Raw genomic sequence first — 22,809 nt, forward strand, 5'->3', positions numbered from 1 at the left:
TCAGGGAGCGTTGCCGCCTCGCTTTCGACCGCACCCGTCAGCGGATAACAGCCGAGCGTGCGGAAACGGATCGAGCGTTCCACCGGCACTTCGCCCTCGCGCAGCGGAAAGCGATCGTCGTCGACCATCAGCAACAGCCCGTCGCGCTCCACCGTCGGGCGCTTCGCCGAGAAATAGAGCGGCACGATCGGGATATTCTCCAGATGGATGTACTGCCAGATATCGAGCTCGGTCCAGTTCGAGATCGGGAACACCCGGATGCTCTCGCCCTTCGCCTTCCTCGCATTGTAGAGCCGCCACAGCTCGGGCCGCTGGTTCTTGGGATCCCAGCGGTGATTGGCCGAGCGGAAGCTGAACATGCGTTCCTTGGCGCGGCTCTTTTCCTCGTCGCGCCTGGCGCCGCCGAACGCCGCGTCGAAACCGTGCAGGTCGAGCGCCTGCTTCAAGCCTTCGGTCTTCCACATATCGGTGTGGAGCGAGCCATGGTCGAACGGATTGATGCCCCGCTCCAGCGCTTCCGGGTTGCGATAGACCAGCAGCTCCATGCCGCTTTCCGCCGCCATCCGGTCGCGCAGCGCGTACATGTCGCGGAACTTCCATGTCGTATCGACATGCAGCAGCGGAAAGGGCGGCGGGCTCGGGTAGAACGCCTTCCTCGCAAGGTGCAGCATCACCGCGCTGTCCTTGCCCACCGAGTAGAGCATCACCGGACGCTCCGCCTCCGACACCACCTCTCGCATGATGTGGATGCTCTCAGCCTCGAGCCTCTGCAAATGGGTCAATGTTGCGGAACGCATTGCTTCCTCTCCTGTCGATTGCCGCTCTGACAGGATTCGAAGGCCATTGAACCTCCCATATGGGAGGATATAGGATCGGCCATGCGATGGAATGACGACGCCCTGCTCGAAGCCCTTTACGAGGGCATGTTCCAGCAACCCTTGTGGCATGATTTCCTTGAGAGGCTGCGTGTGCGCACAGGCGCGCTCTACACGACGTTGATCTTCCGGACGATCGACGAGGATACCGTCGTCGAACTGTTCGCCGGCCGTACGCCGCCCGCGCATCTTCGCACGCTGTTCGTCGAGAAATATGTCCGCGATCCGCTGGCCTATCGCCATATGCGCGAGGGCCGCGTCTATACGCTGGACGAGCTGATCGACCCGGACGATCCGGTCCATCGCGGCTTCAAGGAAGAATTGATGCTGCCGCAGGGGATGACCGATCTTCGATCGGTGCGCGTCAGCGAGCCCAGCGGGGTCGAGGCATGGCTGGGCTGTGCCGGCGGTCCCGCGATCGGCGCAGCGCAGGGCGCGGTGCTGAGCGCGCTGGCGCCGCATCTGCGCATCGCGTTGCGAACCTTCGTCGCCTTCGAACGCGAGCGGTTTCGCTCGTCGGTCACGTCCGAAGCGTTCGGGCGGCTGAACTTCGGCTGGCTGACGCTCGATGCCAAATGCCGGGTGATCGACATGACCCCGCATGTCGAGCACCTGCTGGAAAGGACGATGGTGCTTCGGCGCGGGCGCTACGGCCGGCTGTTTCCCGCCAATCCAGCGCTCGACCGCGAGCTGACCGGATTGGTCAAACATTATGCGGCCAATCCCGCGAGCCCGCCAAAGGCGATCAATCTCAGCCGCGATCCGCAGATGGACATGCTGCTGGCGCCGCTTCACGACCGCTCGGTCTCGGCAAGCTCGACACCCGTCGCCATCGCCTATCTGAGCGGCGACCGCCGATCGCGCGCCGATCGCTGCGAACAATTGGCCGAGCTGTTCGGCCTGCTGCCCAGCGAAGCGCGCTTCGCCTGGGCGCTGACGAGCGGGCTCTCGATCGCCGAAGCCGCCGAGGAACTCGGCCTCAGCCTGGAAACCGGCCGCCATTATTCCAAGCGCATCTATGCGAAGACCGGCGCGCGCGGCCAGGCCGAGCTGGTTCGCAACATCCTGACCAGCGTGCTCGCCGTCGCATAACGCCCATTCACCCACCCTGCTCGGCCGAGTCCACGCCGCCTCCCCCAAATGGATGTAGCGCGCCCTACCCTGCCGTGAGACCCCGCGATGCGACGCAGCGGCGTCCCTTGCAGAGGAAGGCGGCAAAGGCATGACGGCCAATCTCGATTCACGCGCCTTTCGCGATGCGCTGGGATCCTTCGCCACCGGCGTCACGATCGTGACCGCGCGCGACGCGGAGGGATGCGATGTCGGCCTGACCGCAAGCAGCTTCAATTCGGTGTCGCTCGATCCGCCGATGATCCTGTGGAGCCTTGCGCGCAGTTCGCAGAGCATGGCTGCATTCCGTGGCGCCGGGCATTTCGCGGTCCATATCCTGGCCGCCGACCAGGAAGCGCTTTCCAACCGCTTCGCGAAGAGCGGCACCGACAAGTTCGCCGACATCGCGCTCGAACGCGGAACCGAGGGCCTGGCGCTGCTGACCGGCTGCTCGGCGCGCTTCGAATGCCGAACCGCCTATCAATATGAAGGTGGCGATCACATCATCTTCGTCGGCGAGGTGATCGGCTTCGAGAAACAGGATCGTGCGCCCTTGCTGTTCCATGGCGGCCGCTACGCGCTTGCCGCGCGCAGGGCGCAGGCGCTGTCCCCCCACCATGGCGGATCGACGCAGCCGGCGGGAAGCTTTGGCGAGGATTTCCTGGGCTATCTGCTCGGCCGCGCGCATTTCCAGCTTTACGCGCGCATGCAGGCGAGCCTCGATGCACACGGCCTCGACGCGCGCGATCATTTCATCCTGAGCGTGCTCGGCATCGGCGACGGGCGCAGCGCCGCCGAAATCGAGGCGATGATCGGCTATACCGGCGCGCACGTCACGCCGGAGCGGATCGGTTCGCTCGAAACGCGCGGCATCCTGTCCGTGGATGCGGACGAAGCGCGGCTGTGGCTCACCGAGTGCGGCCGCCGGACATTGCTCGAACTCACCGCCGCCGCCAAGGCGGCCGAGGAGGATGCGCTCGGCGCGTTCGACGAGAACGAGACCGCGCTGCTCAGGCATTTGCTGAAACATGTCGTCCGCAACACCGATCCCGGCCTGCCCGATCCATGGATGGCCGGCGCGGCACAGGAGGAAATCCGATGACCGCACCGCTGCTCGCAAGCCATGGTCCGATCCGCCAGATCGCCTGGGTCACCGATGATCTCGACCGGTCGATCGCGCATTGGCGGACGATCATGGGGGTCGGCCCCTGGACCGTCTATCGCAACGTCGTGCTCGACGGCGTGTTGCGCGGCGCGCCGGCAACGGTGAGGATCGATGTCGGCCTTTCCTATCAGCACGGCATGCAGATCGAGCTGATCGCCCCGCACGGCGATGGCCCCTCCCCCTATCATCATGCCGATGGCCGCGTGAAATCGGGAATTCATCATATCGCCTGGCTGGTGGCCGACATCGTATCGGCCACCGACGATGCGGTGGCCACGGGCCTCGAACGCGTGTTTCGCGCCGACGATGCCGGCGGCGCGACGCGTGTCGCCTATCTGGCGCAGCCCGCCGATCCTTCGCTGCTCATCGAGCTGATCGAGGCCACCCCGATGATCCAGGACGCCTTCGCCCAGGGCGTTGCCGCCGCAGGCGACGAAAGCGGGCGCAACGCAGTGACCGTGATCGACCTAGGCGCGCGAACCGCCTCACAATCCGCAAAGCGTGATCATAAACCCATAAATATCACGAAATGCGTAAAGCAGGCTTGACGAACCAGGCCTGACTGCGGCAAACCCTACGCAAATAGACACCATTGCGGATTCATTCCGACACAATGCGTCATTGAGCAGGAGAGGTTATGCGCGACACGCAAGATACACTGACGCGCGTCGACCCCGACGCGATCGTAAGTTCGGCGCGTGTCGAGATCGCGGCCCCCGCCGCGATCGTGTGGGAAATCCTGATCGACCTGCCGCGCTACGGCGAATGGAACCCGTTCTGCATCGCCGCGACATCGACGTTGGAAATGGGCGCCCCGGTCAATATGACGCTCAAAAGCTATACCGACCCCGACGTCACCTTTCCGAACTGCGAATATGTCTGCGCGTTCGAGCCCGAACGGCTGCTGTCCTGGGAACTGCCCCATGACGATGCCTGGCCCTATCCCGCGCGCCGCGACCAGATCATCGAAACGCTCGGCCCCGAGGCCTGCGCCTATCATTCGACCGACGCCTTTCTGGGCCCCAACGGCATCCATGTGATGCGGTTCGCGGGGTCGTGGGTGAAGCGCGCATTCGACGACACCGCCCTCGCGCTCAAGGTACGTGCGGAGGCGATGCACCGCGCGCGGAAAGACGCACGATGACACTCGACCTCGAGGCGATCGAGCGCATCAAGCGCGTCAAATATCTCTATTGCGAAGCGATCGACCGCTGCGACCTCGCTCAGCTCGAGGCGATCCTCACCGAGGATTTCAGCGCCGATTACCAGGGCGGCAGCTATCGCCTGCAAGCGACCGGCCGAACCGAGTTCCTCGCCGCGATCGAGGCGGCATTCCATCCGGAGTTCGTCGGCTGCCACGCCGTCCAGCATCCGATCATCGACGTCCATGGCGACGGCACCGCCGATGGCCGTTGGCGGCTGGTCGATTATGCGATGAGCCTGAGGGACGACAATCTGACGACGATCGGCGCGGCCAATTATGTCGACCGCTACGTGCTTCAGGATGGCGCCTGGAAGATCGCGCGGTCGCGCTACACGCGGATCTACGAACGCGTCTTCAACGAACCCAATCCGGCGATCACCTTCCACATATTGGGGAGCGTCGCGCGATGATCGACCTTTACGCGATGACGAGCCCCAATGTGCTGAAGCTCGTGCTCATGCTCGAGGAATGCGGGCTCGACTATCGGCTGCATCATGTCGACGTCTTCGCGGGCGAGCAGCATGCACCGGCATTCCTGGCGATGAACCCCAATGCGAAAGTGCCAGTGCTCGTCGATGGCGATTTCGCGATATTCGAAAGCGGCGCGGCATTGCTCTGGCTCGCGGAAAAGACGGGGCGCTTCCTGCCGCGCGCCGATCGCGACCGGTCGATCGCGCTGCAATGGCTGTTCTTCCAGGCATCGACGGTCGGCGCGGCATTCGGCCAATATGTCCATTTCTTCCGCTACGCGCCCGATCAGACCTATGCGCTGCGGCGCTATGAAAGCGAGACCGCGCGCGTGCTGCGCGTGCTCGAACACCGGCTGGCCGACAGCCCCTGGCTGAGCGGCGCCGATTATGGCCTGGCCGATATCGCGACCTGGCCGGGCGTGCGCACGGGCGACGCGATCTTTCCGCTGCTTGGCCCCCAAGGCGGCTGGGCCGCGCTGCCGAATGTGCGGCGCTGGTTCGACGCGATCGCCGAACGCGCGGCGGCGACACGCGCGATCGCCGCGCTCGACGCGCTCCTGCCGCAGGACAAGGCCGCCTTCGCCCGCGCCGACAGCGATGCGCTCGATCGTTTTTTCGGGCGCGGCAACCACGATCACGCCCGCGCGCTCGTCGCGCCGGAGCCCGTATGACCCGTTATTTCTATCCGGAGGGACAGTCTGCCATGAGAAACCGAGTTCATCGTTCGACCGCGAGCCTGTTCGCGATGATCACCGCACTCGGCGCACCGCCAGCGCTTGCGCAGGTTGCGGCGCCCGCGGCGGACGAAGCCGCGGCGCCGCAGGATGACGGCACGGGCATCGCCGACATCGTCGTCACCGCGCAGAAGCGCGCCGAGAACGTGCAGGACGTGCCGATCGCGATCTCGGCGGTCGATTCGGCCTATCTCCAGTCGCGCGACATCAGCTCGATCGACCGGCTCGGCTCGATCGCGCCCAACGTCAAGATCGACCGCGCGCCGTCGAACAAGACGATCTCGCAGATCGCGATCCGCGGCTCGGTGACGATCAATCCCGCGATCACCTGGGAACCGGCGGTCGGCCTATATCTCGACGGCGTCTATATCGCCAAGGCGCAGGGCTCGATCTTCGACGTCGCCGATCTCGAACGCGTCGAGGTGCTGCGCGGCCCGCAGGGCACGCTCTACGGCCGCAACACGCTGGCCGGTGCGGTCAACCTCATCACGCGCAAGCCGAGCGGCGAGTTCGGCGGATCGTTCGAGGCGACCTATGGCAATTTCGACTATTGGAAGCTGAAGGGCGCGATCGACCTGCCCAAGTTCGGCATCTTCTCGGTCAAGGTCGCCGGCCAGATCCAGAAGCGCAACGGCTTCATCGCGATCGGCCCCAATCCCCACCCGCAGGCCGCGTTCCTCTCCGGGCCCAATTCGGTCAACAGCACCAACGATATCGATGGCCAGAGCGCGATGGTCCAGGTGCGGGCGGAACCCACCGACAATCTGACCTTCGACTATATGTTCGACTGGACGCGCTACAATCAGCGCCCCGATTATGCACAGCTCTACCAGGTCAACCGCAACGGCGACCTGCGCGACATCTTCGATCCGAACTCGCCTTCCTATTCGGGCCTGCCGCTCTATCTGTTCGCCAACCACGAACGGCAAAGCAAAGGCAGCATCGACGCCGATCCGCTGTTCGAGAAATCCAAGACCTGGGGTCATGCCCTGACCGCGACGCTCGACCTTGGCGACGCCACGCTTAAGTCGATCACCGCCTATCGCAAGCTGCGCTGGTCCGACAGCATCGACCTGGACGGTTCGCCGATGGCGATCGCGCTCACCCAGCGCTTCAGCCGCTATCGCGCCTTCAGCCAAGAATTGCAGCTTTCGGGCAGCGCGCTCGGCGACCGGCTGAAATATGTCGTCGGCGGCTATTACTTCAAGGACAAGGCGGAGACCGACAATCCGCAGCACTTCTTCTTCGGCGCGCAATCCTTCGTCTCCAATTACGGATCGCACACCGAAGCGCTCGCCGCCTATGCGCAGCTCGATTTTTCGGTGACCGACGCGCTGACATTGGTCGGCGGCCTGCGCTACAATCACGAAAAGAAGGATATCAAGCGGCTGCTGTCGATCACGGCGGCGCCCAATCCACCGTTCACGCTGATCAACGTGCCTTATGGCGGCCTGCCCGATGTCAGCTACAATGATCTGAGCCCGGCCTTCACCGTCCGCTACGAGGCCGGTCGCCATGTCGACCTCTATGCCCGCTATTCGAAGGGCTTCAAATCGGGCGGCTTCAACGGCGAGACCAACGTCGTCGCGGCGCCGACGCCCGACTGCCCGTCGGGCGCGCTCGAACTGTGCCAGCCCTATCGGCCCGAAAAGGTCGACAGCTATGAAATCGGCGTGAAAACGCGGCTGCTCGGCAACACGCTGCAGCTCAATGCCGCGGCTTTCTGGGACGAGCATAAGGACCTGCAGCTTTCGGTGTTCCTGGGCACCGGGTCGGCGGCGTCGATCGTGCGCAACGCGGCAGCCGCGCGCATCCGCGGCATCGAGCTCGAAGCGATCATCCGCCCCGCGGACTGGCTGACCTTCAACGGCTCGTTCGCGCTGCTCGACACCAAGTACAAGAATTTCATCGAAGTGCCGGGTGGTCCCGACGTCTCCAACAATCGCGCCTTCCCGCATGCGCCGAAATATACGGCATCGGCGGGCGTCGACTGGCGCGTGGTCGAGGGTGACTGGGGCCGCTTCAACATGGTCGGCGACCTCAATTTCGTCTCCGCTTATTACACCTTCCCCTATGCGCTGCGCGTCGACAATCCGTCGGACCAGAATGCGCGCACGACGCGCTCGCCCGGGCGCGCGCTCGTCAATCTGCGCGGCACTTTCGCCGATCTGCCGCTGGGTGGGGTCAAGGGCGAGTTGTCGCTCTGGGTGCGCAACCTGACCAAGGAAAAGGCGCCGCAGAACTTCATCGATTTCGGGCCGAGCTTTGGCGGCCTCACTGTCGCCTATTATCCCGATCCCCGCACCTATGGTGTGACCCTGGGCGTGCGCTTCTGACGCGCACCGCTCCTCTCTGGGAACCTCGGGCGGGGCGACGATCGTCGTCCCGCCCTTCTTTTATGTGGAGACCCGCATGACACGCGACGCCAAGATTCAGGATCTGCTCGACCGCGAGGAGATCCGCCAGCTCATCACCTGCTATTGCAACGCCGCCGACCGGCACGATCACGAGAAGATGCGCAGCCTCTATCATGAGGATGCGATCGACGAGCATGGCGCGATGTTCTCCGGCCCCGCGATGGAGTTCATCGACAAGCTGCCCGAGATCCAGGCGAATATGGAGATCCTCCATCACAATGTGACGACGATCAACCTGGCGATCGACGGCGATTATGCGGAGGGAGAGGTCTATCTGCTCGCGCTCCATCGCGCGCGTTTGCCCGACGGGCCGATCGATGTGCTCGTCGGCGGCCGCTATTTCGACAAATATGCGAAACGTGACGGGGCGTGGAAATTCCTCCACCGCGCGATTGTCGCCGACTGGGCCAATGTCCATTCGCCCTCGATCATCGATCTCGACCACCCCTTCCTGACGGGCGCCAAGCTCGGCCGGCCGGGGCCAGGCGATCCTTCCTATGATTTCTTCAAGCTGCTGAAGCGGGGTGGCTGAGGGAGCATTCTCCTTCGCCAACGCCCGCGGCCTCTCCTCCCTGCGCTTCAGCGCGGGGAGGGGGACCACGACGCGAAGCGGCGTGGTGGAGGGGAATTGCGATGCATCCTACGCCCCCGCATCCAGCAGAAATCGTTCGATAAATACTGCTCGAATCCCTGTGCAGTGATGGATATCGTATTTTCCCCTCCACCACGCGACTGCGTCGCGCGGTCCCCCTCCCCGCGCTGAAGCGCAGGGAGGAGAATGGCCCCGGCGCCTCAGGATCGTCGCATGCCGCGGATCAGAATTTGATCGCCAGCTCCACGCCATAGCTGCGCGGATCGCCGTACATCACGCCGGCAAAGCCCAGCGATCCGAAATCGATGCCCGACAGCACGTAATCCTTCTTCGTCAGATTCTTGCCCCAGAGCGAAATCGATGCCTGCGAACCGCCGAACGCGACTTCCGAGAGCGTCAGCCGCCCGCTGAGCAACCCGACACCGCCGTCGGCGATCTCCTCGTTGAACGGATTGACCGGGTGCCAGTAGATCTTGCTGCGATAGGTCCAGTCGGCACGCGCAACGAGCTTGCCGATGCTGCCGACCGGCGTTTCATATTGGACGCCGAGATTGGCGGTTTTCGCCGCGGAATATTGGAATTTGGCGATGTCCGAGATATCGCCGACGACGCCGGTGACAGGATCGACGAACAGGAATTTCTTGTACTTGCGATCGGTATAGCCGACCGAGGCCTCGACGGTGAGCCCGGTCGTGATCAGCGCCTGCAGCTCGGCCTCGATCCCCGTATAGGTTGCCTTGGCAGCATTGACCGTGGTGCTCGCGGCACCGCCCGTGCCGGCCAGGAACTGCTGGACCTGGAGATCGTCATAGATCGCGTGGAACGCCGCGACGTTGAACCGCAGGCGGCGATCGAACCATTCGCTCTTCACCCCGATCTCGTAGGAAACCAGATCCTCGGGATTGAAGCCATTATTGTCGGCCGCCCGCGCATTGAAGCCGCCCGCCTTGTAGCCCGTGCTGGCGCGGGCATAGGTCATCACGTCATCGGTCCATTCATAGGCGATGTTGGCGAGCCAGTTGAGCCGGTTGAACTTCCTGCGCAGGTCGCGCGGCGCGGTCGGCAGCGGCGAGGACTGGATGAGGTGCTTGCGATCCTCGGTATAGCGCAGCCCGCCGGTGACGCTGAACCGCTTGTCGAGCGCAGCGGGTTTCCAGGTCAGCTGGGTGAATGCCGCCATCGAGCGTGAGATGTGGCGATAGGTGAGCTGCGTATCGAGATTGACGCCGAAGCTGTTGAGATTGACGCCCGGCGCGATCGGGATCGGCACCGGCGACGGCAGCACCAGGGTGAAACCCTGCGGATTGTCCTCGCTCGCCTTCTCGCGGAAATAATAGGCGCCGACGACATAATCGAGATCGTCGCCGATCGAGCCGATCAGGTTGAGTTCCTGCGAGATCTGGTTCTGGTGCCGCTCGTTGCTGGTGTGGAACAGGTCGACCGGGCCGATGCCGAGCGGGATGAACGGATTGGGCGGCGCCAGGATCGCCGGGCTGACGAGAAAGCCGACCAGCCCGCCATTGCCGTCGATATCCGATCCATCGATGACATTGTCCCATTTGCGATAGCCGGTGATCGAACGCAGCGTGGCGTCGCCGATCTCGACATTGAGCGTCAGCGTATGCCCCTGGACGCGATCGCGCACATTGCCGTCGCGATCGAGGCGGAGCGCGGCGAGGCGATCGGGGGAGATCTGCACCGCGCTGCCGCCGAACGCCGGCGAGAAGCCGAGATAGGCGAGCAGATCGGGCCGCATGGCGCGCAGCTGGAACGCATTGGCGCGGCCGTTGCGGTCGCTGAAGTCGTAGGAATAGTCGAGCGTGAAGCCGGTGCCGCGGTCGAACCGCAATGCGGCGCGCAGCGCATCGGTATTGCGCGCGCCCGGGTCGCGCTTATCCGAAGGCTCAAGCAGATTGTCGACGGTGCCGTCGCGCTGGCTGTGGAGATAGCCGAGCTTGATCGACAGGCCCGATCCCAGCAATTCGCCGGTGTCGAGCGTCGCCTTCATCACGAATTCGTCGAAGCTGCCATAGCCCAAAGTGACGCGGCCGCCGAAATCCTTGCTCGGCTTGGCGGAGATCAGGTTGACCGCGCCGCCCGTGGTGTTGCGGCCGTACAATGTGCCCTGCGGCCCGCGCAGCACCTCGATCCGCTCCAGATCCATCATGTCGAACAATGCACCCGCCGAACGGCCGACGATCACACCGTCGACATAGAGCCCCACCGCCGGATCGGCGGTCAGGATCGGATCATTATCGACGATGCCGCGGATCGCGATCGAGGGATTGGCGGTCGCCGACGGCGTCTCGCTGATCACCAGATTGGGCGCCGCGCTGCCCAGATTGGCGACATTGGTGATGCCGCGCTGCTGGATCGCCTCCGCATCGAGCGCGCTCACCGCGAGCGGCGTGTCCTGCAGGCTCTCCGCGCGCTTCTGTGCGGTGACGATGATATCGGCCAGCGCATCGGGGGCGGCCTCCGCCGCCTCCTGCGCCAGCGCGGCCGCGGTCAGCCAGGGGGCGACGAGCGCCAATGTCGCGACGGCCGCGCGAAAACCGGTCTTCGAATGCATAGGCGTCCTCCCCCTTTGAACCGCCGGCTTCCGGCGTATTCCGTATCCTATTTGCCAATTGAGTAGCACTATGCGCATTTTTTTTAAGAAAACAATACGCACTATGCATGATCATCGGCAGCTGTTGCACAAAATGCACAGTCGGAACGCAGGAGAATCGAAAAACCGAAGCGTGATCGGGGCTTATGCCCGCGTGCCGCGCGTCAGACGCCCGGCTGATCGGTGGGGACATGGACGCGCAGCCCGTCCAGTTCCTCGGTGATATGGATCTGGCAGCTCAGCCGACTCGTCGGCCGGACCTCGACATTGTCGGCCAGCGCCTCGATCATGACCGACTCGTCCTCGCCCGGCGGACCGACGCGATCGGTCCAGACCGGATCGACATAGACATGGCAGGTGCCGCACTGACGAACACCGCCGCACAGCGCGTCGATGCCGTCGACAAGGTTGGCAACCGCAAGGTGCATGACCGCCATGCCCTCGAAATTGGTGCAGGTCTTTTCGCTGCCGTCGGGCTGGACATAGGTGACGCGCGCCATCAGCCGCCCGCCTTCGCATGGGCAGGGCATCCGGCCGCGGCCGCGGCGATATCGGCGGGCGCGCGATCGGGGATGGTACGGCGGCGATACCGGACGCGGCACGGCTGGTCGGGCCAATAGGTGCCGGCACCCGCGATCGGCCGCGGCTCGTCGATCAATTCCATCTCGTAGCGCTGGAGGAGGATGGCGATCACCACCTTCATCTCCATGCGCGCGAAATTCACGCCCGCGCAGCGATGCATGCCGCCGCCGAAACCGATCAGGCTATTCGATTCCACCTTGGTATCGGCGCGTTCGGTATCGAAGCGATGCGGTTCATATGCGTCCGGCCGCTCGAACACCTCGCGCATCCGGTGGCTGACCGAAGGCGCGAGCAGGATCCAGTCGCCCTTGCGGATGCGATAGCCGTCGCGTTCGAAATCGGCCGCCGCCTTGCGGATCATCGTGAAGGCCACGGGATGGAGCCGCTCGGTCTCGCGCAGCGCCAGATCCATCTTCTGCATCGCCAGCGCCTGTTCCCAGCTCAGGTCCGCGCCCGACGCGCTGCCCAATATGCCGCCGATCTCGTCGCGCAGCGTGTCGCGATAGCCGGGGTTCTGGAGGATATCGATCAGCGCCCAGCTCACCTGCCCCGCCGTCGTCTCGTGCCCGGCCCAGACGAGCAGCAGGATCAGGTTGATGATGAGTTCGTCGGGGATCGGCCGGCCGTCGGGATAGGTCGAAGCGATCATGTCCTGGAAAAAGTCGGCGGGCTCGACCGGATTGGCACGGCGCTGGTCGATCCAGCTCTGGAGGATGCGGTGGAGCTTCTTCTTGGCGGCCTGGCTGCGGCGCATCTTCTTCGTCGGCAGCCACAATGGCAGCACGAATTCCATCCCGCCCGAAAAGTCGCGGAACAGCTCGAAGAATTCATGGCCGAGCTTCTGCTTGAAATCGCGCCCCATGAAGCTGTGCGCGGCGATGTCCATCACCACAGGGCCCAATGTCGGGATCAGGTCGAACTCGCCGCTGTCGCCCAGCCGGTGGCAGAGCGCGGTCGCCTCCTCCGCCATCACCGGCACATATTGTTTCATCGCCGATGCCTTGAAGCGCGGCATGATCACCGCGCGCTGGCGGAGATATTCCTCCATCTCGGCGAAGGAGTAGAAATCGGGCGAGAACATCTTGTGGAAGAAGGGCATCGATTCGCGGATCGACAGCAGCTTGTCGGTTTCCTGGAAGACGAAGCGGTTATTGTCGGGGCCCAGCATCACCACCATCTTCCGCCCGCCCATGCGGAAGGAATAGATCGGCCCGCGCGCTTCATACCCCTCGCGCAGCAGCTTGACGGGATCGCGGAAAAAATGGGGCAGATGCCCCAATAGGGGCTTTCCGCCGCGAAGCGCCGGCGGGTCGATGGCAACGGCCTGCATGATCCGATCCTCTCCTCCATGCCGGTATCCGTTCCGGCGATGGTGCGACTATCGCGCGGCGCAGCGCATCCGCCGACAGGCTTGGAGGAAAGTCGCGGCGGCTAAGCCCTGAAGTTGCGCCTCGTGCGACTTTCAGTGCCGAGCGAGCCATGACTGACATCGCGCGCCACCAGCGGCAGCGGGATCGGCGTGGAAGCGATGAGCAGCCCGACATTGGTCTTGACCGAGGGCGGCAGCGCCGCGTCATGCGCAACCAGGTCGCGCACTTCGCGGAACAGGCTGTGCAGCCGGCGTTCGAGCAAAGCGCGCGACGCGTCGGACAATTCGCCGATCTCGAACTCCCAGATCGATCCCGGCGCCGAGAAATCATGCTGGAGGAACTCCTCCTTGACGCGCCGGTCGAAGAAGCGGCGCATCGGGCCGCCCGGGCGCCAGCTGATGCTGCGCGCGGTCATCAGCCGGATCACATTGCCCGGCAACAGCTTGATCAGCCCGATCCGCTCCAGCATCAGCAATGCAGGGATCAGGAAACACTGGTCGATGCCATAATCGGTTTCGATCCGCGCCACCGTCCAGCCGCCCAGAACGAGGTGGAAGCAGAACAATGCCAGCGGTTCTTCCACCAGCGCCTGTTCCTGCGCATCGCTGAGCGTGTCGGGCCGGGGTGGGCGCCCCTCCTCGGCAAGCCGTGCCAGCTCGAGGAAGTTGAGACCGAGCAGCTCGCAAATCTCGTCGATCCGCGCGAGCGTGAAGCTGTGCTGCGCGAAAATGCGCTTGATGCTGGCATGGCTCACCCCCAGCGCCAGCGCGACATCGGCATAGGTGAGCCCGCGTTCCTTGAGCGCGCGTTTGAGCGCGTCGACAAGATAGACCGACTGGCTGTGAAAGCGCTCCGCGACCGCCACTGCGATCCTCTCCCCGGTCTTGGGCGGCTGCTCCGATCCGCACCGCGCCATATGGTCTTTACCGGATGATAGACCGACCGGCGCGACGGGCAAGCATCCCGTCAATCCAGCAGCGCCCCAACAGCGGCGTCGCAGAAACTGTGACAGATATGCGGGCCGACGATGCGATCGGGGCATTCCGGATCGAACCAGCGATCGATATGCGCCCAATGATAGGGGTGCAGCATATAGGGGCCCAGCAGAGAGCCGATATCGGCGTAATCCTGTTCCCAGACATGCGTCCAGCGCTGCGTGCCCGATGCGTTTTCGACCCGGCTCAGCTGCCAGTTGAGAATCGCCGGAATGTGATGCGGCATCCGCCGGGTCTCGTCCTCGAAGCGGCGGACCGTCGCCGCATCGGTGCCGTCGTCGATCCGCAGCAACAGCGTGCGATAGACGCCATTGCGGAGCCCCGGTGCATGCACGCCGTCGGCGACGCCGCGATAGTGTACCGTCTCGGTCGATGCGACAGCCGGCATCGCGAGCAATCCGGCGATAGCGGCATCGCAGGCTGCGCGTGCGACCGCGCTGTCGAACTGGAGATGGACGATCAGGTCGCCGCCCAACCAGCTGCCGTCCAGCGTGGGCGCGACGAGCGTCCGCAGCGGCCGGTGCGCCGCAACCAGTGCGCGCAATTCGGCGATCAGCGGTTCGCGATCCGCAGCCTCCGCCAGCGTCACCAGCTTGGTCAGCTTATACATTGCCAAGCTCCACGATATCGTCCGGGTCCGACGCGAAGATGCGGCGGCGGCTGACCGCACGGGCGTCGGTCTCGGTCCACCAGGCGGCGACGGTGGGATCACCGCCGCCGATAGCGCGCATCCCCCACCATGCCGCGGCATCGGTGAGCGACCAGCGGAAGCTGAGCGTGTTGGACTGATCGTCGAGCCAGACCGGCGGGCTGACCAATATCTGTTCGAGCACCATGCCGCGCGCGCGGGCGCCGGGCGCATAGCGCGCCAGATAATCGTCGAGCAGCGCCTTCCCTTCGCCGGGCCGCGCGACGATCTCGTCGATCACCTGGATCAGCGGGCGCTCACCATCCGGCATGATCGGCCACCTCGAGCACGATCTTGCCACGCGCATGGCCGCTTTCGATCGCACGATGCGCCTCGACGGCATCGCCCAGCGGCATCAGCCGGATCGGCACGGGCTTGACGCCGCCATCGTTGCACAAGGCCGCGAGCCCCCGGAGATGCTCGTCGATCCGTGCGATGGCGACCATGTTGGACAGGACCTGGATGCCGGCCGCCGCCGCAGAAACCTGCGCCTCGCTCGCGCGCGACATCAAAGTCTCGATTTCGACATAACGGCCGCCCGACGCGACGATGTCGGTCGCGCGCGGCAGCAGCGTGTCGAGCCCCACGGCATCGAGGACAAGGTCGACGCCGCCGGGCGCCCAGGCGCGAACCGCCTCCGCGACAGCGCCGTCACGATAATCGATGGCCAATTCCGCGCCCAGCGCGCGGACATGATCGGCATTGGCGGCGCCGCACGTAACCGCGACGCGCGCGCCGAGCGCCCGGGCGACCTGGATGCCGATGCTGCCGACCCCACCGGCACCGCCGTTGATCAGCACGGTCTGCCCCGCCTTCAGCGCGCCAACATCGACCAGCCCGCCATAGGCAGTCGTCCCGGCGACGGGCAGCGCCGCGGCGTCGGCGAAGCTCCAGCCCATGGGCAAAGGCGCCAGCATCGCGGCATCGGCGATGCAGAATTCGGCATAGGCGCCGTCACTGCCCTGCCCCTGCCTCGACATGCCGAACACCCGGTCGCCGGGCTTCACCGCGTCGACGCCCGCACCGACCGCTTCGACGATTCCGGCCAGATCGAAGCCGAGCACGAAGGGGAAATGATAGTCGATAAAAGCCGATAATCTGCCTTCGCGCGTCTTCCAGTCGGCCGGATTGACCCCCGCACAGGCCACGCGCACCCGCACGTCACCGGGACCAGGTTCGGGCCGGGGCAGTTCGGCCCAGTGCAGCATGTCCGCACCGCCGAAGCCGTCGATCACCATTGCGCGCATGCGCTTCTCCACATTTTCGGTCGTATCGGGAAAGCCGGTCCGGCGCTTATTCGGCGGCGATCGCCTGTTGCGCGCGGAAGTGCGGGATCACTTTCTCGCCGATATTGCGGATCGTCTCCATGATCACATCATGCGGCACCGCGCCCATCTGGAACAGGAACAGGATCTCGTCGGCGCCGGCATCGAACAGGCGCTGGACGTAACGGATGCAATCGTCGGCGGTGCCGTACGCGTCCGCGACTTCCTCATAGGCGCCGGTATGCTCGGACCCGATGGTGATCTTCTCCTCGGAGAGATAGGCGACGACCGCTTCCTTCTCCTTCTGGAGGATCGCGGCCTGCTCGTCTCCCGACAGATCCTCGACCGTCGGCTTGGGCCCGCCCTGATACCAATAGCCCAGCGATTCGACGAAGAAGCGCTGGCCGCGCAGGCCGATCCGGCGCGCCTTTTCGCGATCGTCGAGCACCAGCGCGGGGCACAGCGCCGCCAGATGCTCGGTCGGGCGGAAGCCCACCTGATCCTCGACCTTCCGGCTGCTCCAGGCGGCGCGATAGATTTCGTTCTTCTTGGCGATATCCTCGGGGCCGGCGAAACCGAGCACCAGCGCGCCGATGCCACGCGCGCCGGCGGTGGTCAGCGCATCGGCGCGCGTGCACGCCATGTAGAGCGGCGGGTGCGGATCCTGATAGGGCTTGGGATGGATCGGGCGCGACGGGATCTGGATATATTCGCCGTCATGTTCGATCTCGTCCTGCACCATGATCTTGGGGATCAGGTACATGGATTCGTCGATCATCGGCTGAAGATCGGCGAGGTTATAGCCGAAGGTGCCGGCTTCCTGCTGGGTGCCGCCCTTGCCCATGCCGAAATGGACGCGGCCGTTCGACAGGATGTCGAGCGTCGCGATGCGCTCGGCCACCTTCACCGGATGGTTCATCGCGGGCGGCAGGCAGACGACGCCATGGCCGATGCCGAGCCGGCTGGTCTTGCCGGCGAGAAACGCCAGGAAGGTCTCGGGCGCTGACATATGCGCATATTGGGTGAGCGCGGTGTGCTCGACCGCCCAGACGGTGTCGAAGCCCATTTCCTCGGCGAGCAGCGACTGCTCGACGATCTCGTGGAAAGTGCGCGCCTCGTTCTCGCGCGACGTGTCCACCATCTGCGCTTCGTAAATGATCGAGAATTTCATGCGTTTCAGTCCTCTCGGCGGTTCGGTTGCCGCTGACATAGGAGGATCCCGATCCCCTCATCCTCGTCCGTTTGGATCAATTCGTGGCCGCCGGCGGATGCTAGGCCTGTCGCCAACAGATCGAAGGAGACGGACCTGATGAGCATGTATGCGGGCAAAGTGGCGCTGGTGACGGGCGGCGCATCGGGGATCGGTGCGGCCGCCGCGCTCCGTTTCGCGGAGGAAGGCGCGGCGGTGATCGTCGCCGACATGAATATTGCGGGCGCGGAAGCGATCACCGGGCGGATTCGCGACGAGGGCGGACAAGCCAGCGCGGTCGCGGTCGATGTCGCGAGCGCGGCCGACAATGCCGCGATGGTCGCCGCTGCGATCGACAGCTTCGGTCGGCTCGATGCCGCCTTCCTCAATGCCGGCGCCTATGCGCAGATGCCGCTGGAGGCGCATGACGAAACCGCCTTCGACCGCATGGTCGCGATCAACCTGAAGGGCGCGTGGCTCGGTCTGCAGGCGGTGCTGCCCCGGCTCGAACGCGGCGGTGCGGCGGTGGTGACCGCGTCGACATCGGGCGTGATCGGTCTCAACGTCGCCGCCGCCTATAGCGCGGCCAAGCATGGCGTGATCGGGCTCGTCCGCTCGGCATCGCAGGATTTCGCGGCCAAGGGATTGCGCGTCAACGCGATCTGCCCCGGCCCCGTCGCCACCGCGATCCTCGGCGTCACCGAATTGCCGCCGATCCAGCCCGCCGACGCACTCGAAACGCCCGCCTATGGCGGCATGCTGCTGCCGCAGCATATCGCCGAAGTCGCGCTGTTCCTGGCAAGCCCGCGTTCGGGCGGGATCAACGGTCAGGCGCATATCGTCGATGCCGGCTATCTCGCCAGCTATCCGCCGATGCCCCAGTGAAAGAAGATCAGCCGCTTTCGACGCGGATGCGGCTCAGGCGCGTGGAGGCGATCAGCCAGCGCCCGCGCGCCTTGCGATAGCAGTCGTGATAATGGCCGAAGCCGCGCAGCCAGCGAAAGGGCAGTTCGCTGCCCTCGTCGACCCACAGGCGATCGTCCATCGCCCAGATCGCCTTGGCCTCGCGCGCGCCGGTCAGCATGATCTCCGGCGTATAGCCGTGATGCACGGTGGTGACGCCGGCCAGTGTCGCCCGAACCGAAGCGACAAAGGCGTCGGCGCCGTGGGTGAGCAGCCGATCGTCGGCCACGCCGGCGGATTCGCGGAAATCGGCGACGAGGTCGTCGGTCAGCTGGTCGCGCAGCAAGGCCCAGTTCTTGGTGTCGATCGCGCGGAAATAGCGCGCCTTGAGCAGCTTGATCTGGGTGATGACCGCGCCGTCCTCCGGATAGGACATGGCTCAGCCCGCCTCGACGAATGCGGCGCGATAGCCGGCGAAGCGGCGATCGACATCGGCCTTGTCCAGGCCGAATTCCTCCAGCGTGTAGCGGTGCGCCGCGCGATCCTCACGCTTGTTGCCCTCGATCCATTGCCCCATGCCGGCGCGGATCTCGGGCGTGACGGTAACGCCCGCCGCTTCGAGCACGCGCGTGCCTTCGCCGATCGGATCGGTGAGCAGGTCGGCATAGCGCACATCGACGAAGTTGCGCCCTTCGACGCGTTCGCGCACCAGCATGAAGCGCGCCATCAGATCGGCCAGGCGATCGACCCAGAATTCGGCGACACTGGCCTTGTCCACGCTGTCGGAGACCATCTGGTACAGGCTGTGCTCCATGCTGCAATAGCTGGGCACCGTCGCAACGGGATCGCGGTGGGTCATGACGATCTTGGCGTTCGGAAAAACCTCCATCACCGCATCGAGCGCCATCAGATGTCCGGGCGTCTTGAGCACCCATTTCGCGCCCTGCCGGCCGGGATCCTGCCACTGGAGCGACTGGAGGATCTGGCGGAGATCGCGATAGCATTGGAAACGGTCATTGGCGGTCAGCCAGTGCGCGAAACTCGGCACATAATAAGTGCCCTCGATCATCGTGCTGGAATAGAGCTGGCCGAGGATGATCAGTTCCTCATCGGGCTGATCCAGGCTCATCGGATGGATCGACATGAGATCGGGAATGTTCGCGATCATATAATCGAGAAAGCCCTGCGCGGTGGCGCGGCGCAGATGCGTCTCGCCGCGCGCCTCACCCGGCATCGGTGCGTAATTCTGAGTCTCGAACCAGCGCGCACCGGTCATGCCGGGCGCGGATGCGAGCAGGCGGTGGAGCATGGTGCTGCCGGTGCGCGGCAGTCCGACCACGACCGCCGCCACATCGATCGGCTCGTCCAGGATCTCGGGGTTGTTCTTGACCAGCTCGACATGGCGCAGCCGGTTGACCAGCCCGTTGACGATCATCGCGCTCGCGCTCTGCACGCCCGCCGGGCTCAGTCGCGCCTCGGTGTTGAGCGCCGGGATCAGCGCGTCGATGTTGGCGAAGAACCAGGTGTCGCCAAGGTCCGAAAGCCCCGTCTGCTCACGCGCACGGTCGACCAGCAATTCGCGGTCGGGCACGTGCCCCATCGCCATGTCCACCAGGCACCTCCACCATATTTCGTTGCGCGTCGCGATCGGTCGCGACCCTTCATGCTGGCAAGGCTAGGCGCGCAACCGACAGGCGCGACACCCCTGAATGGGAGGGGAGCTAGTCCGAATGGGAGGGGCTCAAGCGCTCGCGCCGAACTCGGGCATCGCGGCGTGCAGCAGATGGACGAGCTGAGACTGGCGCCGCGCGCCCGTCTTCGCGAAGATCGAGCGCAGGTGCGAGCGTGCGGTATTGTGCGCGATGCCCAGCCGGTCGGCGGCATCGACGAGCGAGGCGCCGCTCGCGAGCGCCGCCGCCAGCATCGCCTCCATGCGGGTGAGCTGGAACAGATCGCGGATCGCCTCGGGATCGGGCCGCGCGTCCTGCCCCGGATCGCTGACGAACAGCGCGAGGGCTGCGGCCGCACCGCTGCGCATGAAGGCGGGCGCGGTGACAGGCTTGGCCACCGCCCCCAGATCGCGCCGGCCCGACGGGCGCTCGATGCGGAAACGCTGCGCGGCGATCGAAGCGGGATCCGCATCGGCCTTCAGCGACTGGAGCAGTTTTTCGAGCATGCGATGCTCGGCGGTGGCGGTCAGCCGCAGCCGCCCGCCCGCGAGCACGACGCCATCCTTTTCGGCCAGCAGCCGGTCCGCGACCGCATTGGTGCGCATCACCTTGCCGTCATGATCGAGGATGATCGCCGCGACGCCCATCTGCTCGACCATGCCGCGATAGACGCCATGCTCGGTGTCCCAGGCCTGGAGCCGTTCGAACAGCCGCAGCGCATCGCGCAGATGCGGCACGATCGACTGAAGCGCGTCGCGCTCGGCGCTACCGAAATCGGCACGGCTGGCGTCGCGCGTCACCCGCAGCCGCGCTTCGAAACCGCTGTCGAAGCGCAGGTCGACGCCCAATATCTGGTCGCCGCCCGCCGCTTCGAGGAAATCGCGCCAAAAGGCGCTCTCTCGCGCATCGCCCTGAAGAAATTCGGTGAAGGACATCACCTTGCCTTCGGGCAGGCCCTTGAAGGGATCGCTGGTGAAGAAGCTCTCGGCATAATCCTCCGCGGTCCGCGGATCCGCGCCGGGCGTCACGATCGTACCCGGCCGGCTGGTGCCCGGCGCGGTCAGGATCAGCGTCGCATAGCTGGCGTCGAGCCAGGCGGCGAGCATGCGCAGGAAATCCTCCCATGGCGGTTCGGCCAGCAGGCCGCCGAACAGCGCGGAGATCAACCGCGAGAAATCCTCGACTTCATCGGTCGCGTTCACATGTCACCCATCCTCGACCTCGTTTCCATCCCATAACAAGCAGGAGTTTGCCAATGCCTCTCGATCCCGCGCTCGTACCGCTGCTCCAGATGCTCGCCGATGTGCCGCATATGAAGCCGCCCTTCGATCCGGCCGCGTTCCGGCTCGCCGACCGCCAGCCCATGCCGTTCGCACGCGCCGAAATCGCCGAAATCCGCGACCTGACGGTCGGTGCCATCCCGGCGCGCCTCTATCATCCCCGGCCCGGCGAGACATTGCCGCTGCTCGTCTTCATGCATGGCGGCGGTTGGGTGTTCGGCACGCTCGACACGCATGATCCGCTGTGCCGTGCGCTCGCGTCCGCCGCGGAGGTCGCGGTGCTGGCACTCGATTATCCGCTTTCGCCCGAAAGCCGCTACCCCGTCGCGCTCGACGCAGTCGCGGGTGCCCTGTCCGAGATCGTCGCACAGGCGGCTACGCTCGAAATCTATCCCGACAGGATCGCGCTGGGCGGCGACAGCGCGGGCGGCAATCTGACGGCGGCGCTCTGCCTCAAGCTTCGCGACGAAGGCGGGCCGGCGATCGCGCATCAGTTGCTGCTCTATCCCGTGCTCGATCCCGACTTCGCCCGACCGTCCTGGGTCGAGAATGCGACCGGCTACATGCTGTCGAGCGAGATGATGCAATGGTTCTGGGCGCAATATCTCGAAAGCCCCGCCGAAGCGCCTGCTTTCGCCGCGCCGCTGCGCGCCGACACCTTGGCCGGCCTGCCCTCGGCGACCATCGTCACTGCTGGCTTCGATCCGCTGCGCGACGAAGGCCTCGCTTATGCCACGCGCCTCGAGGAGGCGGGCGTCGCCGTGGCCCATGAGCATTTTCCGGACATGATCCACGGCTTTGCGAGCATGCTCGGCATGCTGCCCCAGGCCGACAGGGCGGTCGGCACCGCCGCGCGCGGCCTGAGGACGGCGTTCGCGCTCGATCAGATCCCGTATCCGCCGGCGACGGCAATCTGCTGACCGGTGACGTAAGCGGCTTTCGACGAAGCAAGGAAGACGGCGGCATGACCAATTTCCTCGGGCTGACCCCAGCGCTTGAGCGCCAGGTTCTTGTGGACCTCAGCGGTCCAGGCTTCGTCGAACACGCCCTGGCGGGAGAGTTCGAGGAACATGCCGGCCTCGATCACGCCGACCAGCACCGTATTGGCGCGGATGCCGAACTTGCCTTCTTCGCGCGCGAAACCCTTGACCAGCGCTTCGTTGGCGGCCTTGGGCGCAACCGAAAGCCCGTCCTTGTCGGGCCAGCGCAGATCACCCGCCGATCCGAGATGCACCAGCGATCCGCCGCCCAAGGCCCGCATATGCGGGATCACCGCGCGCGCGGCATTGAAGAAGCCATGCACCTCGACATCGATCGCGCGGCGCCATTGTTCGGCGGTCGTATCGGCAAGATGGACCTGATCGACCAGCGGCCCCGCGGCCCATACCAGAGTGTGGATACGCCCATGCGCGGCGACGGCGGCCTCGACCGCCGCAGCCAGCGCCGCTTCGTCGGTGACATCGCATTGATGCAGGCTGGCGGCGCGCCCGAGCGACTCGATCTCGCCGCCCAATGCTTCGGCACGCTCGCGCTTGGATCGCCACGCGATCGCGATATCGCTGCCCGCACGCGCGAATTCGGTCGCGACCGTCGCACCGATCCCCCCGGTCGCGCCGAATATCAGCGCAGCGCCTTCGGGGAAAAGCCGATCATCACCCATTTGCATCCTCCTTGATCTGATCCGCCTTG

General features: G+C 65.1%; 23 protein-coding genes. 10 read left to right on the top strand and 13 right to left on the bottom strand.

Going from position 1 to position 22,809, the window contains the following annotated elements:
* The coding region (gene cysD, locus AC3WN8_RS06815) for a sulfate adenylyltransferase subunit CysD (RefSeq protein WP_492668642.1) at positions 1–797 on the bottom strand (797 nt) is incomplete at its 3' end.
* 81 nt (positions 798–878) lie between these two features.
* Here cysD and AC3WN8_RS06820 point away from each other — a divergent pair.
* The 8 genes from AC3WN8_RS06820 (at position 879) to AC3WN8_RS06855 (ending at position 8,507) form a co-directional block, all read left to right on the top strand.
* On the top strand, positions 879–1,967 hold the full coding sequence (locus AC3WN8_RS06820) for a helix-turn-helix transcriptional regulator (protein WP_492668643.1): 1,089 nt from the start codon (positions 879–881) through the stop codon (positions 1,965–1,967).
* A gap of 130 nt (positions 1,968–2,097) precedes the next feature.
* Entirely contained in the window at positions 2,098–3,087 is a 990-nt protein-coding gene (locus AC3WN8_RS06825) for a flavin reductase (RefSeq protein WP_492668644.1), read from the top strand.
* Positions 3,084–3,698, top strand: coding sequence for a VOC family protein (locus AC3WN8_RS06830; protein WP_492668645.1), 615 nt, complete (start codon positions 3,084–3,086; stop codon positions 3,696–3,698). The genes AC3WN8_RS06825 and AC3WN8_RS06830 overlap by 4 nt, the downstream gene beginning before the upstream one ends.
* Positions 3,699–3,787: 89 nt before the next feature.
* Positions 3,788–4,294 carry an SRPBCC domain-containing protein gene (locus AC3WN8_RS06835; protein WP_492668646.1) on the top strand — a complete coding sequence of 169 codons (507 nt, stop codon included), beginning with the start codon at positions 3,788–3,790 and terminating at the stop codon, positions 4,292–4,294.
* Positions 4,291–4,764: a nuclear transport factor 2 family protein gene (locus AC3WN8_RS06840; RefSeq protein WP_492668647.1), complete on the top strand. Its 474-nt coding sequence runs from the start codon at positions 4,291–4,293 to the stop codon at positions 4,762–4,764. Before AC3WN8_RS06835 ends, AC3WN8_RS06840 begins: the two co-directional genes overlap by 4 nt.
* Complete coding sequence (locus AC3WN8_RS06845; protein WP_492668648.1) at positions 4,761–5,495, top strand: glutathione S-transferase family protein; 735 nt, start codon at positions 4,761–4,763, stop codon at positions 5,493–5,495. The genes AC3WN8_RS06840 and AC3WN8_RS06845 overlap by 4 nt, the downstream gene beginning before the upstream one ends.
* Positions 5,496–5,527: 32 nt before the next feature.
* A complete protein-coding gene (locus tag AC3WN8_RS06850; protein WP_492668649.1) occupies positions 5,528–7,894 on the top strand; it encodes a TonB-dependent receptor in 2,367 nt (788 codons plus the stop codon).
* A gap of 76 nt (positions 7,895–7,970) precedes the next feature.
* Complete coding sequence (locus tag AC3WN8_RS06855) at positions 7,971–8,507, top strand: nuclear transport factor 2 family protein (protein ID WP_492668650.1); 537 nt, start codon at positions 7,971–7,973, stop codon at positions 8,505–8,507.
* Positions 8,508–8,790: 283 nt separating this feature from the next.
* On the opposite strand, the gene AC3WN8_RS06860 is transcribed toward AC3WN8_RS06855, so the two are convergent.
* From AC3WN8_RS06860 to AC3WN8_RS06895, 8 genes are all read right to left on the bottom strand, one after another.
* Positions 8,791–11,139, bottom strand: a complete 2,349-nt coding sequence (locus AC3WN8_RS06860; protein ID WP_492668651.1) for a TonB-dependent receptor — start codon at positions 11,137–11,139, stop codon at positions 8,791–8,793.
* A 203-nt stretch (positions 11,140–11,342) separates the two neighbouring features.
* Positions 11,343–11,678, bottom strand: a complete 336-nt coding sequence (locus AC3WN8_RS06865) for a 2Fe-2S iron-sulfur cluster-binding protein (RefSeq protein WP_492668652.1) — start codon at positions 11,676–11,678, stop codon at positions 11,343–11,345.
* Entirely contained in the window at positions 11,678–13,090 is a 1,413-nt protein-coding gene (locus AC3WN8_RS06870) for a cytochrome P450 (RefSeq protein WP_492668653.1), read from the bottom strand. Before AC3WN8_RS06870 ends, AC3WN8_RS06865 begins: the two co-directional genes overlap by 1 nt.
* A 101-nt stretch (positions 13,091–13,191) precedes the next feature.
* On the bottom strand, positions 13,192–13,995 hold the full coding sequence (locus tag AC3WN8_RS06875; RefSeq protein WP_492668654.1) for a helix-turn-helix domain-containing protein: 804 nt from the start codon (positions 13,993–13,995) through the stop codon (positions 13,192–13,194).
* Positions 13,996–14,096: 101 nt separating this feature from the next.
* Complete coding sequence (locus AC3WN8_RS06880; RefSeq protein WP_492668655.1) at positions 14,097–14,735, bottom strand: Dabb family protein; 639 nt, start codon at positions 14,733–14,735, stop codon at positions 14,097–14,099.
* Positions 14,728–15,084: a hypothetical protein gene (locus AC3WN8_RS06885; RefSeq protein WP_492668656.1), complete on the bottom strand. Its 357-nt coding sequence runs from the start codon at positions 15,082–15,084 to the stop codon at positions 14,728–14,730. Before AC3WN8_RS06885 ends, AC3WN8_RS06880 begins: the two co-directional genes overlap by 8 nt.
* Positions 15,071–16,060 (bottom strand): quinone oxidoreductase family protein, encoded by a 990-nt coding sequence (locus tag AC3WN8_RS06890; protein ID WP_492668657.1) that lies wholly within the window; start codon positions 16,058–16,060, stop codon positions 15,071–15,073. Before AC3WN8_RS06890 ends, AC3WN8_RS06885 begins: the two co-directional genes overlap by 14 nt.
* A gap of 46 nt (positions 16,061–16,106) precedes the next feature.
* Entirely contained in the window at positions 16,107–17,249 is a 1,143-nt protein-coding gene (locus AC3WN8_RS06895; RefSeq protein ID WP_492668658.1) for an LLM class flavin-dependent oxidoreductase, read from the bottom strand.
* Positions 17,250–17,387: 138 nt separating this feature from the next.
* Between AC3WN8_RS06895 and AC3WN8_RS06900 the strand changes: the two genes are divergently transcribed.
* A complete protein-coding gene (locus AC3WN8_RS06900) occupies positions 17,388–18,152 on the top strand; it encodes an SDR family NAD(P)-dependent oxidoreductase (RefSeq protein ID WP_492668659.1) in 765 nt (254 codons plus the stop codon).
* Positions 18,153–18,159: 7 nt separating this feature from the next.
* Here AC3WN8_RS06900 and AC3WN8_RS06905 read toward each other — a convergent pair whose 3' ends face one another.
* The 3 genes from AC3WN8_RS06905 to AC3WN8_RS06915 form a co-directional block, all read right to left on the bottom strand.
* Complete coding sequence (locus tag AC3WN8_RS06905; protein ID WP_492668660.1) at positions 18,160–18,606, bottom strand: nuclear transport factor 2 family protein; 447 nt, start codon at positions 18,604–18,606, stop codon at positions 18,160–18,162.
* A gap of 3 nt (positions 18,607–18,609) precedes the next feature.
* On the bottom strand, positions 18,610–19,776 hold the full coding sequence (locus AC3WN8_RS06910; protein WP_492668825.1) for a sulfotransferase family protein: 1,167 nt from the start codon (positions 19,774–19,776) through the stop codon (positions 18,610–18,612).
* A 135-nt stretch (positions 19,777–19,911) separates the two neighbouring features.
* Entirely contained in the window at positions 19,912–21,042 is a 1,131-nt protein-coding gene (locus tag AC3WN8_RS06915; RefSeq protein ID WP_492668661.1) for a helix-turn-helix transcriptional regulator, read from the bottom strand.
* Between the two features lie 53 nt (positions 21,043–21,095).
* Here AC3WN8_RS06915 and AC3WN8_RS06920 point away from each other — a divergent pair, with 53 nt between their 5' ends.
* Positions 21,096–22,040, top strand: coding sequence for an alpha/beta hydrolase (locus AC3WN8_RS06920; RefSeq protein ID WP_492668662.1), 945 nt, complete (start codon positions 21,096–21,098; stop codon positions 22,038–22,040).
* Here AC3WN8_RS06920 and AC3WN8_RS06925 read toward each other — a convergent pair.
* Positions 22,004–22,780 carry an SDR family NAD(P)-dependent oxidoreductase gene (locus AC3WN8_RS06925; protein WP_492668663.1) on the bottom strand — a complete coding sequence of 259 codons (777 nt, stop codon included), beginning with the start codon at positions 22,778–22,780 and terminating at the stop codon, positions 22,004–22,006. The two genes, AC3WN8_RS06920 and AC3WN8_RS06925, sit on opposite strands and share 37 nt — an antisense overlap.
* Positions 22,781–22,809 lie beyond the last annotated feature (29 nt).

This window comes from Sphingobium sp. FW305-3-2-15-F-TSA7 (assembly GCF_058787155.1).

Coding starts and splice junctions, on each gene's coding strand:
- AC3WN8_RS06820 (WP_492668643.1), top strand. CDS start 879: ATGCGATGGAATGACGACGCCCTGCTCGAAGCCCTTTACGAGGGCATG.
- AC3WN8_RS06825 (WP_492668644.1), top strand. CDS start 2,098: ATGACGGCCAATCTCGATTCACGCGCCTTTCGCGATGCGCTGGGATCC.
- AC3WN8_RS06830 (WP_492668645.1), top strand. CDS start 3,084: ATGACCGCACCGCTGCTCGCAAGCCATGGTCCGATCCGCCAGATCGCC.
- AC3WN8_RS06835 (WP_492668646.1), top strand. CDS start 3,788: ATGCGCGACACGCAAGATACACTGACGCGCGTCGACCCCGACGCGATC.
- AC3WN8_RS06840 (WP_492668647.1), top strand. CDS start 4,291: ATGACACTCGACCTCGAGGCGATCGAGCGCATCAAGCGCGTCAAATAT.
- AC3WN8_RS06845 (WP_492668648.1), top strand. CDS start 4,761: ATGATCGACCTTTACGCGATGACGAGCCCCAATGTGCTGAAGCTCGTG.
- AC3WN8_RS06850 (WP_492668649.1), top strand. CDS start 5,528: ATGAGAAACCGAGTTCATCGTTCGACCGCGAGCCTGTTCGCGATGATC.
- AC3WN8_RS06855 (WP_492668650.1), top strand. CDS start 7,971: ATGACACGCGACGCCAAGATTCAGGATCTGCTCGACCGCGAGGAGATC.
- AC3WN8_RS06860 (WP_492668651.1), bottom strand. CDS start 11,139: ATGCATTCGAAGACCGGTTTTCGCGCGGCCGTCGCGACATTGGCGCTC.
- AC3WN8_RS06865 (WP_492668652.1), bottom strand. CDS start 11,678: ATGGCGCGCGTCACCTATGTCCAGCCCGACGGCAGCGAAAAGACCTGC.
- AC3WN8_RS06870 (WP_492668653.1), bottom strand. CDS start 13,090: ATGCAGGCCGTTGCCATCGACCCGCCGGCGCTTCGCGGCGGAAAGCCC.
- AC3WN8_RS06880 (WP_492668655.1), bottom strand. CDS start 14,735: ATGTATAAGCTGACCAAGCTGGTGACGCTGGCGGAGGCTGCGGATCGC.
- AC3WN8_RS06885 (WP_492668656.1), bottom strand. CDS start 15,084: ATGCCGGATGGTGAGCGCCCGCTGATCCAGGTGATCGACGAGATCGTC.
- AC3WN8_RS06890 (WP_492668657.1), bottom strand. CDS start 16,060: ATGCGCGCAATGGTGATCGACGGCTTCGGCGGTGCGGACATGCTGCAC.
- AC3WN8_RS06895 (WP_492668658.1), bottom strand. CDS start 17,249: ATGAAATTCTCGATCATTTACGAAGCGCAGATGGTGGACACGTCGCGC.
- AC3WN8_RS06900 (WP_492668659.1), top strand. CDS start 17,388: ATGAGCATGTATGCGGGCAAAGTGGCGCTGGTGACGGGCGGCGCATCG.
- AC3WN8_RS06905 (WP_492668660.1), bottom strand. CDS start 18,606: ATGTCCTATCCGGAGGACGGCGCGGTCATCACCCAGATCAAGCTGCTC.
- AC3WN8_RS06910 (WP_492668825.1), bottom strand. CDS start 19,776: ATGGCGATGGGGCACGTGCCCGACCGCGAATTGCTGGTCGACCGTGCG.
- AC3WN8_RS06920 (WP_492668662.1), top strand. CDS start 21,096: ATGCCTCTCGATCCCGCGCTCGTACCGCTGCTCCAGATGCTCGCCGAT.
- AC3WN8_RS06925 (WP_492668663.1), bottom strand. CDS start 22,780: ATGGGTGATGATCGGCTTTTCCCCGAAGGCGCTGCGCTGATATTCGGC.